At 43.1% G+C, this 18418-nt stretch carries 12 protein-coding genes; 9 read left to right on the top strand and 3 right to left on the bottom strand.

Translation table 11 applies throughout. The features are described from left to right. Positions 1 to 6: 6 nt before the first annotated feature. Positions 7 to 3057 (bottom strand): SusC/RagA family TonB-linked outer membrane protein, encoded by a 3051-nt coding sequence (locus H8744_RS08015; RefSeq protein WP_262434340.1) that lies wholly within the window; start codon positions 3055 to 3057, stop codon positions 7 to 9. Between the two features lie 424 nt (positions 3058 to 3481). Between H8744_RS08015 and H8744_RS08010 the strand changes: the two genes are divergently transcribed. The 9 genes from H8744_RS08010 to trpS all read left to right on the top strand — a co-directional run bounded on the left by H8744_RS08010 (position 3482) and on the right by trpS (position 14788). Next, entirely contained in the window at positions 3482 to 4255 is a 774-nt protein-coding gene (locus tag H8744_RS08010; protein ID WP_262434339.1) for a radical SAM protein, read from the top strand. Between the two features lie 60 nt (positions 4256 to 4315). Then, positions 4316 to 6403, top strand: a complete 2088-nt coding sequence (locus H8744_RS08005; protein WP_262434338.1) for a glycoside hydrolase family 127 protein — start codon at positions 4316 to 4318, stop codon at positions 6401 to 6403. Positions 6404 to 6603: 200 nt separating this feature from the next. Continuing rightward, positions 6604 to 8148 (top strand): SGNH/GDSL hydrolase family protein, encoded by a 1545-nt coding sequence (locus H8744_RS08000; RefSeq protein ID WP_262434337.1) that lies wholly within the window; start codon positions 6604 to 6606, stop codon positions 8146 to 8148. Further along, positions 8141 to 8509 carry an SxtJ family membrane protein gene (locus H8744_RS07995; protein WP_262434336.1) on the top strand — a complete coding sequence of 123 codons (369 nt, stop codon included), beginning with the start codon at positions 8141 to 8143 and terminating at the stop codon, positions 8507 to 8509. The genes H8744_RS08000 and H8744_RS07995 overlap by 8 nt, the downstream gene beginning before the upstream one ends. Before the next feature lie 47 nt (positions 8510 to 8556). Then, complete coding sequence (locus tag H8744_RS07990; protein WP_262434335.1) at positions 8557 to 8709, top strand: DUF5989 family protein; 153 nt, start codon at positions 8557 to 8559, stop codon at positions 8707 to 8709. A 6-nt stretch (positions 8710 to 8715) separates the two neighbouring features. Continuing rightward, positions 8716 to 10518: a carbamoyltransferase family protein gene (locus H8744_RS07985; RefSeq protein ID WP_262434334.1), complete on the top strand. Its 1803-nt coding sequence runs from the start codon at positions 8716 to 8718 to the stop codon at positions 10516 to 10518. Positions 10519 to 10551: 33 nt separating this feature from the next. Continuing rightward, entirely contained in the window at positions 10552 to 12405 is a 1854-nt protein-coding gene (locus H8744_RS07980) for a glycoside hydrolase family 127 protein (protein WP_262434333.1), read from the top strand. A gap of 453 nt (positions 12406 to 12858) precedes the next feature. Beyond that, positions 12859 to 13620, top strand: a complete 762-nt coding sequence (locus H8744_RS07975) for a BT1926 family outer membrane beta-barrel protein (RefSeq protein ID WP_262434332.1) — start codon at positions 12859 to 12861, stop codon at positions 13618 to 13620. A 70-nt stretch (positions 13621 to 13690) separates the two neighbouring features. Next, positions 13691 to 14788, top strand: coding sequence for a tryptophan--tRNA ligase (gene trpS / locus H8744_RS07970; RefSeq protein WP_262434331.1), 1098 nt, complete (start codon positions 13691 to 13693; stop codon positions 14786 to 14788). Positions 14789 to 14871: 83 nt separating this feature from the next. Here trpS and H8744_RS07965 read toward each other — a convergent pair whose 3' ends face one another. Then, complete coding sequence (locus H8744_RS07965) at positions 14872 to 16059, bottom strand: OmpA family protein (RefSeq protein ID WP_262434330.1); 1188 nt, start codon at positions 16057 to 16059, stop codon at positions 14872 to 14874. 455 nt (positions 16060 to 16514) lie between these two features. After that, entirely contained in the window at positions 16515 to 18401 is a 1887-nt protein-coding gene (gene mutL, locus H8744_RS07960) for a DNA mismatch repair endonuclease MutL (RefSeq protein WP_262434329.1), read from the bottom strand. Positions 18402 to 18418 lie beyond the last annotated feature (17 nt).

Genomic DNA, 18418 nt, shown 5'->3' with positions numbered 1-18418 from the left:
TTCGTATTAAAATTTAACAGATACTCCTAATGTATACGTTCTGGCTGCCGGATAACGGCTCTTATCGTCAATACCAGGTGTCAAACCACCGATACCTACTTCAGGATCGATACCGGAATAGCCTGTAATAGTAGCCAGGTTCGAAATCGTTCCGTAAACTCGCAGACTCTTCAACCATTTGTTGAAATTGAAAGTATAACCCAATGTAAGGTTATCTATCTTCCAATAATCGCCTTTCTCTACATAATAACTAACATACTGCAAACCTTGATCGTCAGCCAAAGGTACCTTACCATATACTTTATCATAGGCAGTATTGAAGATATTACCGCGAGTCAACATGATCGGAGAACCAAACTGCAATTTTGCAGAATTCAAGATATCAAAGCCGAATGCTCCACGCATAGTGACAGTAAAATCAAAGTTTTTATAACGAACCGTATTATTCCAGTTTAAGAAATGTTTAGGCAGACCGTTACCTATTATTTTTTTATCTTCGGGCACCTGTTCTTCGATTGGTTTTGGTTTACCATCCGCGCCTTCGATAATCCAGTGACCATTCTCATCAATATCTATACTCTTATATCCATAGAAGTTACCGATAGGCTCACCGACTTGAATACGGTGGCTGGCCATCTGCATCGGCTCCGGCAACCATCCTTGATCCGAATAATCGTTTGATACGTACTGATCGCTTGACAAAGACAACAATTTGCTCTTATTGGTTGAGTAGTTCATGGAAGTGATCCACTGCCAGTCTCTTGTTTGTACAGGAACAACTGTTACAGAAACTTCAACACCGGTATTACGTATAGAGCCACCATTGGCAGTCATGCTATTATACAAGAACGGAGGTGTCGGTACGCTATAGTTCCACAGAAGATCTTCCGTTTTACGATTGTAGTAATCTACCGAACCAGTGATACGATCTTGAAGGAATCCGAAATCCAAACCAACGTTCGTCTCTTTTTTCTTCTCCCATCGTAAATCTGGATTCGGATTAGAGCCGGGACGTGTAGTCTTGATAAATCCTCCATTATAATATACATAAGTACCAAAATCCAACGTATTCAGTGACATATAAGGATCACCCGGTTCCGTACCCGTAATACCGTAACCAGCACGTACTTTCAATTGGCTAATCAACTTAGAATCCTCCAAGAAAGACTCATCCTTAATACTCCAAGCACCCGATACAGAAGGGAAGTTACCCCATTTATGATTAGCACCGAATTTGGAAGAGCCTTCGTGACGGATACTTGCCGCAAACATGTACTTTCCTTTATAGCTATAGTTAAAACGGCCGAAGTAACCAATCAACTTGTTTTCTTTCTGTTCGGAGAATTCATTGGCACGGCCATCTTTCAGTGCTTGTCCGGTGCCCATTCCATTGAAAGTATAATCATCTGACGGGAAGTTGAAATTCTGCATCCAATAAAATTGCCAGTTTGTACGCATCCAGCTATAACCAGCCAAGATATTGAATGTATGATCTTTCAATGTCTTCCTGTACGATGCCGTCAACTCAGACATATCATCGACTTTGCGTTTCGTACCTCTCGAAGCAAAACCCGTTCTACCGTTTTTATAGGAAGCGATGTGTTTGGTTGTTTCGTAATAGCCGCGAGTCTGGTAGTAATTATTAGAAGAAACCAAGTATTTAATTTCTAATCCTTCAATTGGAGTAAAAGACGCAGAAGCATGCATACGAAGATTCATGGCTTGATTTTCACCTTCTACTTCTTCTACTAATGCAACCGGATTCAAATAATCTGTTTTAGCAGGACTTTCAGACCAGTTACCTTCAGCATCTCTTACGGGCGTAGTCGGATTATAGGTAATTGCATTCCGATATACTTCTTTATTGAAACCATTATCGTCATCTGAACCGGCAAAATAAGTTTGCTTATATCCGCTCAGGTTAGCGTTCAGCTTCAATTTATCATTAAACATACGGTGAGTAATCTCTACACGTGGATAGTACATCTGATTCTTTGTACGTTTCATGATACCTTCTATTCCACGATATTCAAAGCTAGCAACATAATTAGTATTTTTGCTACCACCACGCAATGTTATATTATATATCTGGGTTAACGGTGTTTGCATTACTTCGTCCAACCAGTCTGTACTTGCACCTTCATCCTGTGCCCCAGCTTTACCTTGCTCCACCAACTGACGGTATCCAGCCGCATCAAAGAAAGGCAATTTTTTAGTGATCTGTTGTGTGGCTACATAAGCGTTTACATCTACCTCAGTCGGCATTTCACCTCTTGCGCTTTTTGTAGTAATCAAAATCACACCATTCGTACCGCGGGTACCATAAATAGCAGCGGCAGAACCATCTTTCAAAATATCGATTTGTTCGATAGCATCCGGAGAAACTGTATTCAAATCGCCAGGAACACCATCAATCAATACCAATGGAGTAGCGGAAGAGATCAATGTTCCGGCACCACGTAAAGTAATTTGTGATCCACCAACCGGATTAGCATCAGGAGTAACGACATTTAAGCCGGCCACCTGACCACGAATCAATTGTGCAGCATCTGTTGTAGGTACTTTTACGAAATTATCAGACTTAACACTGGAAATTGCACTGGCAACTTCACCTTTTTTCTGCGTACCATAACCAACAACTACTACCTCATCCAAACTTTGTGTATCTTCAATCAAATGAATTTTGATTGAATTCTGACCTTTTACAGGTATTTCCTGACTCAGATAACCAATATATGAAATCTGAATAACAGCATTGTCGGGTACTTCAAGGGTATATGCACCATTTATATCTGTAATAGTACCATTAGATGTACCTTTTACAATAATATTGGCGCCAATAATCGGTTCACCATCCTTATCAACTACCGTACCTGTGATTGTACGAGATTTCTGTTGGGTAATAGTTGTGTTTGTTGCATTTAGCCCATTGCTATCTATTGCATATGCACTTGTACCAAAAAGGAAGGGAGCAATTAAAATAAGTTTTGCTAATTGTTTCTTTTCATTATGTATCCTCCTAAGAACGGAAGAACTACTTGTACAAAATATTTCCATATATAAATGTTTTTTGTTTAATACTAGGATTTAAGGAGGAGAGTCCTGCTATGTTTTCATAGTAAAGTCACACAGACTCTTTTCCTGCACGTGTGTGTGTTAATCTAATCTTCTTAAATTTCGTCATAGGCAATTTTCTTTTTTAAAATTCATATTATATAAAGGTAAGTTCACTATCATTCCAGTATTTCTTTTGAACTATGATTAATACATGTATCGCCAATAAAAGGCAACAACTTTAAGGTCATTTCTTGTTTTTCTATATGAATTATTAAAACGCTGCAAATATAAATATAAAAAAGAAATAACTGGTACGATCTGATACGATTTTTTCAGATGTTATATAACATAGAATAATACATACCAGTTCGTACCAGTTTTTCCTTTTTTTGTTTATACATTTGCAGCGTCAATCTATAATATTATGGATATAATAACTAACATACAAGAAGGGATTATCTTCAGCATTGAAGAGTTTGCAGTCAACGACGGTCCTGGAATCCGAACTACCATATTTCTAAAAGGATGTCCCCTAAGATGTGCATGGTGTCATAATCCGGAAGGTCTTTCACCGCAACCTCAATATATGATAAAGAAGAATGAGCGGGTACTATGCGGTTATAAGATATCTGCTGATAAGCTTGCAGATCAGGTACTAAGGAATAAAGAAATATACACTTTAAATAAAGGAGGAATAACTTTAACAGGAGGAGAACCGCTATTCCAAGCCAACTTTGTAATCGATTTTCTACGCAGAATAAAACCAAGTATTCATACAGCAATTGAAACAAGCGGCTATGCTTCACCCGATACTTTTCAAAAAGTATTACCATGGCTTGACTTAGTACTTTTCGACATAAAACACATGGATTCGGAAGAACATAGAAAGTACGTTGGAGTCGACAATAAAACAATACAAAAAAATCTGAGACATCTATGCTCATCTGGAAAAGATTTTATCATCCGAATCCCGTTAATTCCAGGAGTAAACGATTCTAAAGAAAACATGTTGGCTATCCTGAACGTGATAAAAGACTCCAAATCCTTACAAAGAGTAGAAATATTACGTTACAATAAAATTGCAGGAGCAAAATATCCAATGATCGGACAGGAATACCAACCACCATTTGATCAGACGGCTATACCCAATGTATATGACGTCTTTACAGAGAATAATATTAAAACAATAGTCTTATAAAAAGAGGCGACACTGCTACGTAAATACAAATTAATATAACATAGAAAACAGAAAAAGAGTATGAAAAAGAATGGATTAATGTTACCCGTATTATTAATGGGACTAGTCTCTTGTTCGTCAACAGATCAAAAGTCTACAGATACAGGTATCCACTTTATGGAAGTGAACCAAGTAAAAATTGAAGATTCTTTTTGGAAACCTAAATTCGAACAGTGGAGAACCACAACAGCCAACGATGTATTTAATAAGTTTGAAGGCAAACATGTACAGAATCAAGATCCAAACAACATTTATGACACGTTTGAAAACTTCGACCGGGTTGCAAAAGGCGAACGTAATATTGGCAAACATGCCGGTTTCCCTTGGTTTGACGGATTGGTATACGAAACAATCAGAGGTATATCCGATTTGATGGCACAAACACCCGACCCTGCCATGGAAAAACGAATAGACAACTATATCGACCGAATTGCAGCCGCGCAAGCTTCAGAAGAAAATGGTTTCATCAACACATACACACAAATGATGGAAGACAATCATCGTTGGGGTGAAAACGGAGGTATGCTTCGTTGGCAACATGATGTATACAATGCTGGTATGTTGGTTGAAGCAGGCGTACATTATTATAAAGCTACCGGAAAGACAAAACTATTGGAAGTTGCCACCCGTTTGGCTAACTTAATGAGTACATACATGGGTCCTGAACCTAAACATAATGTAGTACCCGCCCATTCAGGCTCAGAAGAACCGTTGATTAAATTGTACCAGCTTTATAAAGAGAATCCTGAATTAAAGAACAAAGTAAATGTTCCGGTGAATGAGAAAGCTTATTTTGAACTTGCCGAGTTTTGGATTAATAACAGAGGCCATCATTGCGGATTCCCATTATGGGGGACATGGGGCAACGAAGCTGCCGAACAATGGATAAAAGACAACAAATATAGTGATCCCAAATACGGTAATCATTCAAGGCCTTCTTTCGGTAATTATGCACAAGACTCAATTCCAATGGTTGAACAGCAAACGATCGAAGGGCATGCCGTACGCGCTACTTTATTCATGACAGGTGCTACAACTGCTGCATTGGAAAACAAGAATCCCGAATACATCGCATCCGTAAAACGTCTTTGGGATAATATGGTCGGCAAACGTCTGTTCATCACAGGAGGAGTAGGAGCTGTTCATTTTGATGAGAAATTCGGACCGGATTACTTCTTACCAACAGACGCTTATCTCGAAACTTGTGCTGCCGTTGGTGCCGGTTTCTATAGTCAAAGATTAAATGAACTTACAGGAGACGGAAAATACATGGACGAATTCGAGCGTTCTCTGTATAATAACATTCTGACAGGTATCTCATTATCAGGTGATCATTATACTTACCAAAATCCGCTAAATGCCGATAAACACGCAAGATGGGAATGGCACGAATGCCCTTGCTGCCCTCCGATGTTCTTAAAACTGGTATCGGCTGTACCGGGCTATATCTATTCACATGAAGGCAATGATATTTTTGTAAATCTGTTTATCGGCAGCAATACAAAGATCGATTTAGGAAACAATTCTGTTCAACTGAAGCAAGAAACCCGTTATCCATGGGATGGAACTGTTGTTCTTACTGTTGATCCGGCAAAAGAAGGAGATTTTACACTAAAAGTCCGTATTCCGGGTTGGGCACAATCCATAGAGAATCCTTATGGATTGTACAAATCAAATGTTACGGAACCTGTTGAGTTAAAAGTAAACGGGGAGCCTGTACAAATGAATATTGTAAACGGTTATGCCGGCATTTCCAGAAAATGGGCGAAAGGCGACAAAGTGGAATTGTCTTTGCCGATGCAACCGCGTCTGATTACGGCCAATGAAGCCGTTAATGATTTAAAGGGCTTGGCCACATTAGCTTCCGGTCCACTGGTATACTGCCTGGAAGGTGCAGACAATAATGGCTTGACCGATCTGAAACTGGATGCCCAGGCTCCGATGTCCTTGCAATACCAAAGCGATCTGTTGAACGGAATAAACGTGATTGCAGGAAAGGCCGTGAACAAAGACAACAAAGAAGTTTCCTTTACAGCAATTCCATACTATGCAGTAGGCAACCGTACAACAGGTGATTCTTATAAAGTTTGGATTCCGCTGAAGAACTAGATCGCATCTCACAAGATATCATAGATGCAACAAGATAAAAGTCAATATTAAATTAAGACCTTTATAAACACAAATTCCACGGGTTGCACGGTTCTCACTTTACTAAAGCCGTGTAATCCGTGGTAAAAAGAAAAGAAATGAGCGCATGAAAATGTACTTAAAAGAATAGACTCAAACCTATAATCTAAAATGTCACTATAATGAGAAAAGTTTGGATATACCGTTTATTAGCCATCCTTTTACCTTTTCTGTTACTGGCAGGAATAGAAGGTGTACTGCGAATTGCTAATTACGGTTACGATACACACCTGTTTATTACCGATCCAGATAATCCTAATTATCTGGTAATGAACCGGGACATCTCTAAGAAATACTTTTCTCTCTCCCAAAATGCAACTATCGGAAACCAAGACCCCTTTCGCAAAGAAAAGCCATCCAACACCATTCGCTTTTTCGTATTAGGAGCATCTTCTTCCCTCGGATTTCCATACATGCACAACGGCTCCTTCAGCCGGATGCTGAAATATAAGCTGCAATTCGAATATCCTCAATACCGGATCGAACTTATCAATCTATCATTAACAGCCATAAACTCTTACACTTTATACGATTTTGCCAAACAGGTAGTCGATTATGAACCGGACGGAATAATCCTTTACGCTGGCCACAACGAATACTACGGGGCATTAGGGGCGGCTTCCTCCAGCCGTACGGGCACTCATCCGCAGATGACCGAATGGCTTATAAACGCTAAAAAATTAAAGATCATGCAAGCCGTCTCTTCAGTAAGTAGCTCGTGGGAAGTCCGTGATTCCTCACTGATTAACCCTGACCGGACATTGATGGAACGTATGGCGGCACATCAGATGGTTCCCCTTCATTCCGAACTATACGAACAAGGCATAAAACAGTTCGATGGAAACCTGAAAAAGATACTCCAACTGTTTCAGAAGAGACAAATCCCTGTCTTCATCGGTACATTAGCCTCCAACTTGAAAGACCAAGCCCCTTTGGAAAAAGAAAATAAAACAGCCGGGGATATCTACAAGAATGCCATTCAAGCCTATGAACAAGAAGATTTTGAAGCAGCCTTGCAAGGTTTCAAAAAAGCAAAAGAAACCGACGGGCTACGTTTCAGAGCCCCTGACGCTTTTAATGAACTCATCCGGAAATATGCAACGACAATGGATAACGTGCATCTAGTCGATGTATCCGAAAAACTGTCAGAGCATTCACCTCATCAACTTATCGGAAAAGAATTGCTTTTGGAGCATGTACATCCCAATCTGAACGGACACCACCGAATTGCGGAAGCTTATTACGAAGTGCTGCAAAAAAACTTCTTCCAACATAAGAGCAAAGAAGGTGGTTGCCAGATAGATCTACAGGAATATCCGACAACGGCTTTCGACACCATTTACGGTGATTTGGTAATCCGGCAGTTAAAACAGCAATGGCCTTTCAACGAAGAAGCAGAGCCTTTGTATTGCGATACCTCCCGTTTCGAGTTCAAGATAGCCCTGAAGTTTTTCTACCGCAAGCTTAATTGGGGAGAAGCCATGCAAAAGCTGAACAACTATTACATCTTGCAAAAAGATTATGCAAGCGCTCTACGCATCGTGGAGCAGATGTGCCTGGAACTCCCATACGAGAAGATATTCCTGAAGCAAGCCGGCATACTCAACCAACGGTTACAACATAAAGAAAAAGCCGACTATTACTTAAAGCAACTGAACTATGATTGACAAAAAAAGGAACATAGAATTCGGCATTGTCCTATCCCTGGCTATTCTGGTGATTGCATACATTTGCAAACAGAATTGGACACAATGGACCATAGTTACGTTAGTACTTACATTACTGGTACCAAAGACATTTACTCCTTTCGCATGGCTGTGGATGAAATTCGGAGAAGCGTTGAGCCAAATCACCACTTCCATCCTTCTGGCAATCGTCTTTTTCGGAATAGTTACCCCCATCGGCAAACTCCGGGCATTACTAAAAAAAGACTCGCTCCGCCTACGGGATTTCAAAAAGTGCAAGGAAAGTGTTTTTATTCAACCGGATAAGATATATAGTTCTGCCGATCTGGAGAAACAGTTTTAACCTGCCAACAAAAACTAAGTTCATATTACTAAAACAGAAGAAACGCCATGATAGACTTTATAAAAGAATTTGGAGAATTCCTTCTCCACCGAAAAAAATACTGGATGATCCCGCTCATCATCATCCTGCTGTTGCTTTCATTGCTCATCGTCTTATCGCAAGGCACGGCTCTCGCACCGTTCATTTATTCAATATTCTGACGACTCATGACTGCAATATTAGGAATATCGGCTTTTTACCATGACAGCGCGGCAGCATTACTGATAGACGGGACACTGGTGGCTGCTGCTCAGGAGGAACGCTTTACCCGGAAGAAAAACGATGCCTCCTTCCCTGCCCGCTCCATCGCCTATGTATTGCAGGAAGCCGGCATCAAAGGAGACGATGTTGCCTATGTCGCTTTTTACGAGAAGCCGTTCATCAAGTTCGAACGTTTATTGGAAACTTATCACACTTTCGCGCCCAAAGGTTTTTCCAGTTTTCTGAAAGCCATGCCGCTATGGATCAAAGAAAAACTTTACATGAAGCGTATCCTGAAAGATGCCCTTCAACAACAAGGCATACAGGCGGAACTATTATTCCCGGAACACCACCTGTCGCATGCTGCCAGTGCGTTTTATCCGTCTCCCTTTCCAGAAGCGGCCATCCTGACAGTGGACGGTGTAGGGGAATGGGCTACTACTACCATCGGCAAAGGCGAAAGCTCTCAAATCACCCTCTTACGGGAATTACGATTCCCTCATTCACTGGGACTGCTTTATTCGGCATTTACCTACTATTGTGGATTCAAAGTGAATAGCGGAGAATACAAATTGATGGGATTGGCTCCGTACGGGAATCCTGAAGAAGCGCAGAAATATATTCGTATCATCAAAGAACGGCTAATAGATATCCGCGACGACGGCTCGTTCCTGCTCAACATGAAGTATTTTGACTTTGCGACCGGGTTGGTAATGACGCACAACAAGCGTTGGAAACAATTATTTGGCGTGTCGCCCCGAAAACCGGAAAGCGAGTTATCTCCTGTTTATATACAAATGGCATATGCCATACAGGCCGTGACGGAAGAAATCGTACTGAAGCTGGCAACCACTGCCAAAAAGTTGACACACTCGGACTCACTTGTCATGGCCGGAGGCGTAGCTCTGAATTGCGTTGCCAACGGCAAGCTCCGCGAAAGCGGGTTGTTCAGGAATATCTGGATACAGCCTGCTGCCGGTGACGCGGGAGGAGCAGTCGGTGCCGCACTGGCGGTCTGGCATCTGACCTTGGAGAAGCCGCGCATACTCTCCGAAAAAGACAAGATGCAAGGAAGTTACCTAGGACCTTCCTTTACGGACAAAGAGGTCGAAAACATGATTCGGCATTTTGGAGCCACGGCAAGAAAACTGGAACAAGACACTTTATATAAAGAAGTCTCCGGATTGATCAGCCAAGGAAAAATAATCGGCTGGTTCCAAGGCCGCATGGAGTTCGGTCCCCGCGCATTGGGTAACCGATCGATCCTTGCCGACCCGCGCAATATAGAAATGCAACGTAAGCTGAATCTTGAAATTAAAAATAGGGAAAGTTTCCGCCCGTTTGCCCCGAGTGTATTGGCAGAAGATGCGGACAAGTATTTCACATTGGGCAACACTCCCTCTCCATACATGCTACTAGTAGCCAAAATAAAACAGGAACACCGGACAACCCTGCCGGCAGATTATCTCAAAATGAACTATATGCAAAAGTTATATACCGAACGTTCAACCTTGCAAGCCATCACACATGTCGATTTCTCGGCAAGGGTGCAAACTGTATCCCCGGACACGAATCCGAAATTCTACGAATTACTGAAACACTTCAAACAGACCACGGGATGCAGCGTGCTGGTCAACACCAGTTTCAATGTACGAGGCGAACCGATCGTATGCACGCCGGAGGACGCCTATGCTTGTTTCATCCATACGGGAATGAACCATCTGGTCATAGGCAACTGGCTCTTCTCAAAACCGGATAAGAACAATTAACCATTAATATTACTAACTTAAAAATTAACAACAATGAAACTCAACACTTTAGTCTCCGTTGCTTGCTTAGCATTATGTGGATGCAGCACCCAACAGGTTTCCGAAGAGACTCCACTTAAAATGATCGACCAGGTAGACTTCTCACATGTCCATGTGCAGGATAACTTCTGGTCACCTCGCCTGAGCAAACACATCTCAGCAACCCTTCCGGTATGCATCGACCAAATAGAAAATCAGACCGGACGTATCCGCAACTTTGAAAATGCCGCCAAAGGCGAAGGCGAACACTCCGGTATCTTCTTCGACGATTCGGATGTATACAAAGCCATGGAAGGCATCGCCTACAGCCTGATCAACAATCCGAACCCGGAATTGGAAAAGAAAGCTGATGAGTGGATCGACAAATTTGCGGCTGCCCAGCAACCCGACGGCTATATCAACACATTCTACACGCTGACCGGGCTGGACAAACGTTGGAAAAACATGGACAAGCACGAGATGTACTGTGCGGGACACATGATAGAAGCCGGAGTGGCTTACTATCAAGCAACCGGCAAGCGTAAACTTTTGGATGTCTGCATCCGCATGGCAGACCACATGATGGATCAGTTCGGCCCCGACAAGCGCCACTGGGTACCGGGACACGAAGAGATCGAGTTGGCGTTGGTCAAACTGTCGCAAATCACCAAAGAACCTAAATACCTGGATTTTGCCAATTGGCTGCTGGAAGAGCGCGGACACGGTTACGGCACTAAAGGAGATGAAGGTGAATGGGACCCTCAATATTATCAGGACGAAATGCCTGTACGCGACATGGAGAGCATCGGTGGACATGCCGTGCGCTGCATGTACCTGTATTGCGGAATGGCCGATGTCGCGGCATTGAAACAAGATTCCGGATACATCGCCGCACTCAACCGCTTGTGGGACGATGTTGTCTTGCGCAATATGTACGTTACCGGAGGTATCGGCTCTTCCCGCCACAACGAAGGATTTACCGAGGACTACGACTTGCCTAACCTGGATGCTTATTGCGAAACCTGTGCGTCCGTCGGCATGGTGTACTGGAACCAGCGTATGAACCAATTCACAGGCGACTCGAAATACGTGGATGTACTGGAACGCTCCATGTACAACGGTGCATTGGCAGGAATCTCACTCGATGGCGACCGCTTCTTCTATGTCAACCCGTTGGAATCGAAGGGAGACCATCACCGTCAGGAATGGTACGGCTGCGCTTGTTGTCCGAGTCAGCTTTCCCGTTTCCTGCCCTCCATCGGTAACTACATATATGGAACTTCCAACGATGCGATCTGGGTAAACCTCTATATCGGCAATAAAACAGATATCGAGATAGATCAAACCAACGTTACCCTGCAACAAGAGACCAGCTATCCGTGGGAAGGACAAGTCAAACTGACCGTTAACACCTCTGCACCCGTGAAGAAAGATATCCGCCTCCGCATACCCGGATGGTGCAAAAAGTACGTATTGTCAGTAAACGGCAAGTCCGTGGAAGCCCCGATGGAGAAAGGATACGCAGTAATCAAAGATTGGAAGTCTGGCGACCGGATTGAACTGAACATGGACATGCCGGTGGAAAAAGTGGAAGCCGATCCGCGCGTGAAGCAGAATATCGGCAAACGCGCCATCCAACGCGGACCACTGGTGTACTGCATGGAAGAAGTGGACAACGGAAAAGAATGCGACCAACTGTCGATTACACCGCAAACCACGTTTGAATCAACTTTCGATTCCTCCTTACTGAACGGCGTAGAAGTGATCAAAGCCACTACAGACGGCCAGTCCATCACCTTTATCCCCTATTATGCATGGGACAACCGCACAGCCGGCAAGATGAAAGTATGGGTAGATTATAAAGAATAGCCCCGTTTGGCGTTACCTTATCCATTGGAAGGTGCAACCTTGCCTATGATTAGGTGCAGCCTCATCCATTGAAAGCCGTTAGGGAACCATGTTAAACATGGGGGTGTTTAACAGTGAAACACCCCCATGTCTCACTGCGTTACATGCCCATGTTTCACTGCGAGACATGGGCATGTTTAACATGAGACCCTTTAAAGAAAAGAAGCGTTCCCTTTAACCCAACTCTATTTTCCTCCTGACCCGGAGGATTTCTCCGTGCCACTTTAAGTATCCTCTCCCACTATTCTCATCCGTACTTTCCCGATCCTTAATAGAAATAAGCATTTACACACCTCTTCCCACTTATTCCTTCCAACAAATCAAATAGTTCTTTTTTCCATCAAATGCTTGCAGCAACCGATTTGTTTCCTACATTTGCAGCGTTATTTAAAACAACATTAAAAAAACAATGACATGAAAAGACTTGCGTTAATTCTATTTGCAGCATTATGTTTCACAACTGGCGTATCTGCACAAACTCTACCAACCAAAGGTTCATTCGGTACCGAAGTTCAATTCAACCCTTTCGACCAAAACGGACAAACTTTCAAACTGGACGGCCTCAAGTTCCGCTACTTCGTGACAGACAAGGATGTCCTCCGGTTAAAACTGGGATTCAACCTCGATCACTCTTCTTTCAAGAATGAATATACGGATGAATACGATGAACAGGAATACAATGCAGCACTTTACAAATACAGCATTGGCGATTTCAAATTGGATGCCGGCTATGAACGCCACTTCAACGTTGCCAAAAGAGTGAGCATCTATGTAGGTGGAAGTGTCGGATTCACCCGCCATTTTGCTTCTACCAAATTTGAAGAAACGTCCAACAGAAGCCACAATGACTTCATGGGGGAAATTACAAACGGAGCCATTCTGCCGGGAAGCGGAGAGATCAACGTTGATATAGAAAACATGCTTCCTGCCGTCAACGACCGCGCCTATTGGGGATTCAATGCCGCCGTGTTTACCGGACTGGACTTTTACGTTTATAAAGGGCTGTACGTCGGGACAGAATTAGGTATCGGATTTCACACGAATAAGTTGAGCAAGATGACCTATGAAGGCATGAATGAAAATACCAGATACCATGAGTTCACAACGGATGATGTGACCAACACCCAACTAAAAACATATATCGAACCCGTGTTAAGACTGGGATGGACATTCTAAAAGAAACCATCGTTTCCTGTATTCGGTTTTTATTCTTATCTTTGCACCTAATACATTAAAAGATAAAGAAATGGGAAAAGAAAAAATCATATTGACAGGTGACCGCCCCACAGGCAGACTCCACATCGGCCATTACGTAGGTTCCCTGAAACGAAGAGTAGACCTCCAGAATTCAGGTGAATTCGACAAGATGTTCGTGTTTATAGCCGACTCTCAGGCTTTGACAGATAATATCGACAACCCTGAAAAGGTACGTCAGAACGTCATCGAAGTAGCCCTCGACTATCTGGCATGCGGTCTCGATCCGGAAAAGACAACCATTTTCATCCAGTCACAGATTCCGGAATTATGCGAATTGACTTTCTACTTCATGGACTTGGTTACCGTTTCGCGCCTGCAACGCAACCCGACGGTAAAAACAGAAATCCAGATGCGTAATTTCGAAACAAGCATTCCGGTAGGTTTCTTTACTTATCCCATCAGCCAAGCTGCGGACATCACAGCATTCCGTGCAACCACCGTTCCGGTAGGTGAAGACCAGGAACCGATGATCGAACAGGCAAGAGAAATCGTGCGCCGTTTCAACCACATCTATGGCGAAACGCTGGTAGAGCCCGAAATCTTATTGCCGGACAATGCAGCTTGCCTGCGCTTGCCAGGCACTGATGGCAAAGCCAAAATGAGTAAGTCACTCGGCAACTGCATCTATCTTTCGGAAGAAGCGGACGAAGTTCAGAAAAAAGTAATGAGCATGTTTACCGATCCTGATCACCTGCGGGTTCAAGACCCGGGCAAGATCGAGGGAAATACGGTATTTACATATTTGGATGCTTTCTGCCGTCCCGAACATTTCGAACGTTATCTGCCGGATTATCCCAACTTGAACGAATTGAAAGCACATTATCAACGTGGCGGGTTGGGAGACGTGAAAGTGAAACGTTTCTTGAACTCCATCATGCAGGAGACTCTCGAACCTATCCGCAACCGGCGCAAAGAGTTCGAGAAAGACATCCCTGCCATCTACGAGATGTTGAGAAAAGGATGCGACGTAGCAAGAGCAGCCGCAGCAGACACTTTGTCCGACGTACGTAAAGCGATGAAGATAAACTACTTTGACGATGCCGAGCTGATAGCCGAGCAGGTGAAGAAATTCAATGCGGAGAAATAAAAACAACGCCCCGATCTTATAATAGCAAATGCCCCGCTACCGATAGACGATAGCGGGGCATTCTCATTTATAAAAGTCCACTACTATTTGTTAGACTCTACTAACACAACACGGTTCAGGATAGGTTGTCCGAATTTATCAACACCACCATTGGCATCAACAGTCAAACGGTTGGCAGAAATGCCATATTGTTTAACCAGTACATTTACAATAGCTTGTGCGCGTTTCATACTCAACTCTTTGTTGAGACCCGGAGTACCAGTTGCAGAGTCAGCATAACCGTTTACGACATAGCTCGTATTCGGGAACTTCTTCATGTGATCTGCCAAGTAAGACAGGTTCATTGCTTCACGCGGAGTAATCTCAGCAGAACCGATATTGAAGAATACGGTACGTGGGATGATGTCGGCATCGACTACGACTGTCTGTTGTTCAACAACCTCTGTAGTAGGCTGGCTTTCCGCATCCATGAGTTGCTGTTGCAATTCTAGATTAGCAGCAGCCATCTCGTTCATCTGCTGACGCATGTTTCTCAACTCCAGTTCGGAAATCATCTGCGGATACGGACGTTGGAATCCACGTTGCGGGAAATGATAGGTCAAACCGATAGAGGCTCCGAGGATACCATCATAATCGTGTTTGCCGCCATGTTCACCGTCAAATTTACCTTCCAGACCCGTAGCACTCAATTCAAGATTGATATCAACGGCACTGGAAACACGGAAACGGTTGATCAAACCGGCATTCATAGTAAACGCTTTTACATGGGGCTTAGTAAACGAGTGAGTGAAACCAGCTCCCAAATATGGAATGATTTCATATACCCGATGGGAGTTATAACCTCCGAAGAGTGCATTCAAATTGAACATGATATCACCGTGCAAATTCATATAATCGAATTTCTGCTTGTAATATCCGTCACCCATTTCATTACCGGTAACGTAAAGGGCTCCCTTATCATAAGTAAAGCCTTTAGCTTCAAGTCCACTATATTGCAAACGCAAACCTAATCCGGGAGTAAACCATTTACCTATGGCAACATTCAACACAGGGCTTATGCGATCTTTAAACTTTCCTGCATTATCACCATTTCCATAAAGTACCTGGGCACCTCCTCCAACAGAGAAGAACCAGTTGCTCCAGAACGGATTAGTTAACACCTGGTATCTGTCTTGTACTTCAATCACTTCTGTCTGAGTGACAGTAACCTGCTGAGCCGAAGCTACAGCTGTAACGCCGGCAAATGCCAGCAACATTAGAATCTTTTTCATATACCTAAATCGTTAAAGTGGTTATTAAATTCTTTCCTATTGAAACTGTTTAAATAACACGAAGGGAACTAAAAGGTTCTGAAAACATGAAATTTTATGTATAATCATCTACGAAAAAGAAGATTATAAGATGTAAATTTCAGTTATAGGCAAGAGAGGAAGAGGGATTTTATCCTTTTGTAAATAAAGACATTATGTACTGATATTGCAGCAAAAGAAGAGGTTGTTGGAGAATAGCAGAAATTAAGGATAAGCAATAAGGTCAGATGTAAAATAAACAAAGCAGCACAGACATAAGCTCTTACCAAGCAGGACAATGATTATATCCTTTCAACCATGGCCTGCAAATGATCTTATCAAAAGTAGTATCAGGGAAATGCAGTGCCAAGTTAGTACCGATTAATTGGCACTAACCCGGTTTGCCTCATAGGAAAGATTACTTCCGGGATCCTAAATTATTTAAAAAGCTTCTCGATCTCTTCCTCTTTAATAGTGGTCAGCACGATTTTTCCATCCGGAGTATAATTGGGAGCTGCACAAGCAAAAAGACTGTCCACCAAGCTGATCATTTCTTCATTTGTCAACACCTGTCCATAAACGATGGCGGCAGCACGGGCCAATGTGAGTGCAAGAATGTTCTGAACTTCTTCTTTCACATCATTACCTTTCTCCATAGCCGTGTGAAGCATGTTTCGCACCAACTCCACCGGATCGAGCCCTTCAATACCGGAAGGAATGCCATTAATGGCATAACTCCCTCCGCCCAAATTGCTAAGATCGAATCCAACAGCCGAAAGATCTTCCATGATACTTTGCAACATCGCTGCTTCAGATGCCGGTAATTGAAGGATCTCAGGAAATAATACTCCCTGCGACATTCCCTGCTTTTGCCGGATCTGAGCCATATACCTGTCAAATAAGACACGGATATGGGCGCGGTGCTGGTCGATCAACATCAATCCCGACTTTACCGATGTGAGAATAAAACGTCCCTTGAATTGCATATGCATGTTTCCCTTTTCCACCACCGGCTCAGCGGTATAGAGGGTAGACGAAACCTCTGGCTGCACTTCAGGCTCAAAAGCGGAAGATGCCGTGAAAAGAGTTCCAGAGTCCGGTTCCGGCTCGTCCATCGGCATGTTCATCTTACTGGCTTTTTCCAAACCGCCATAAAACCCTTCCCACTCCACTTTTTTACGGGAATAATCTCCCCCACCTCCGATTGAAGAAGAACCCTTAAAGGGATTGAAATCCGAATTATAATGTACTTTCGGTGGCGCTGGCGGAAGATTCTGCTCAAATACCGGAATGTCGGGCATATCTTCCGTATCAAAATCAATAGAAGGAACGGCATTAAACTTGCCCAAAGTTTCTTTTATCGCAGCAGAAATTATCTGCCAAATGGCCTGCTCGTTCTCAAACTTAATCTCTGTCTTGGTAGGATGGATATTCACATCAATATTTGCAGGATCGACCTCAAAATACAAGAAATAAGAGACTTGCTCTCCTGAAGGAATTAACTGTTCATAAGCATCCATCACTGCTTTATGAAAATAGGGATGCCGCATGTAACGTCCATTCACGAAGAAATACTGATGCGCGCCTTTCTTACGTGCCGTCTCGGGTTTGGCAACGTATCCGGACAGTTTTATCATGGTGGTATTCACCTCGACACTCAGCAGTTGCTGATTGAGCTTCTTACCAAAAATGGCGAGGATACGCTGGCGCAAAGGGACAACCGGAAGATTGAACAATTCGGAATCATTGCTGTAAAGCGAAAATGCAACATCAGGGTGAACCAGAGCAATACGTTCAAACTCTGTAAGAATATTACTTAGCTCCGTAGAGTTCGCTTTCAAGAACTTACGCCGTGCGGGAATATTGAAGAACAGATTCTTCACTGAGAAATTGCTTCCCTTCGGACAGGATATGGCTTCCTGACTTTCCACTTTCGATCCGGAAATCACAAGTTTAGTACCTAACTCTTCTTTCTCCGGTCGGGTTTTAAGTTCTACCTGCGCAACCGCAGCAATAGAAGCAAGTGCCTCCCCACGAAATCCCATCGTCCGCAAAGCAAACAAATCGGCAGCCTCTCGGATTTTTGAGGTTGCATGGCGTTCGAAGGAAAGGCGTGCATCCGTCTCCGACATACCTTTCCCATCATCGATTACTTGTATATTTGTTTTTCCGGCATCTGTCACCAGCACGTGTATGCTGCTGGCTTCCGCATCGATCGCATTCTCCACTAACTCTTTAATAACGGATGCCGGACGTTGTATCACCTCTCCGGCTGCAATCTGATTGGCAACCGAGTCTGGTAATAAATGAATGATATCGCTCATAATGTTTAGTAGTTAGA

The sequence above is a fragment of the Jilunia laotingensis genome (assembly GCF_014385165.1).
GTDB classification, from domain to species: Bacteria; Bacteroidota; Bacteroidia; order Bacteroidales; family Bacteroidaceae; genus Bacteroides; species Bacteroides laotingensis.
The sequence above is the reverse complement of the archived record's forward strand: the minus strand, read 5'-3'. Positions and strand labels throughout refer to the sequence as shown.

Bases quoted from the DNA above. Each gene is read 5' to 3' on its own strand.
- trpS (WP_262434331.1), top strand. From the start codon at position 13,691: ATGGGAAAAGAAAAAATCATATTGACAGGTGACCGCCCCACAGGCAGA.
- H8744_RS08015 (WP_262434340.1), bottom strand. From the start codon at position 3,057: ATGGAAATATTTTGTACAAGTAGTTCTTCCGTTCTTAGGAGGATACAT.
- H8744_RS08010 (WP_262434339.1), top strand. From the start codon at position 3,482: ATGGATATAATAACTAACATACAAGAAGGGATTATCTTCAGCATTGAA.
- H8744_RS07990 (WP_262434335.1), top strand. From the start codon at position 8,557: ATGATAGACTTTATAAAAGAATTTGGAGAATTCCTTCTCCACCGAAAA.
- H8744_RS07965 (WP_262434330.1), bottom strand. From the start codon at position 16,059: ATGAAAAAGATTCTAATGTTGCTGGCATTTGCCGGCGTTACAGCTGTA.
- H8744_RS07995 (WP_262434336.1), top strand. From the start codon at position 8,141: ATGATTGACAAAAAAAGGAACATAGAATTCGGCATTGTCCTATCCCTG.
- H8744_RS07975 (WP_262434332.1), top strand. From the start codon at position 12,859: ATGAAAAGACTTGCGTTAATTCTATTTGCAGCATTATGTTTCACAACT.
- H8744_RS07980 (WP_262434333.1), top strand. From the start codon at position 10,552: ATGAAACTCAACACTTTAGTCTCCGTTGCTTGCTTAGCATTATGTGGA.
- H8744_RS07985 (WP_262434334.1), top strand. From the start codon at position 8,716: ATGACTGCAATATTAGGAATATCGGCTTTTTACCATGACAGCGCGGCA.
- mutL (WP_262434329.1), bottom strand. From the start codon at position 18,401: ATGAGCGATATCATTCATTTATTACCAGACTCGGTTGCCAATCAGATT.
- H8744_RS08000 (WP_262434337.1), top strand. From the start codon at position 6,604: ATGAGAAAAGTTTGGATATACCGTTTATTAGCCATCCTTTTACCTTTT.
- H8744_RS08005 (WP_262434338.1), top strand. From the start codon at position 4,316: ATGAAAAAGAATGGATTAATGTTACCCGTATTATTAATGGGACTAGTC.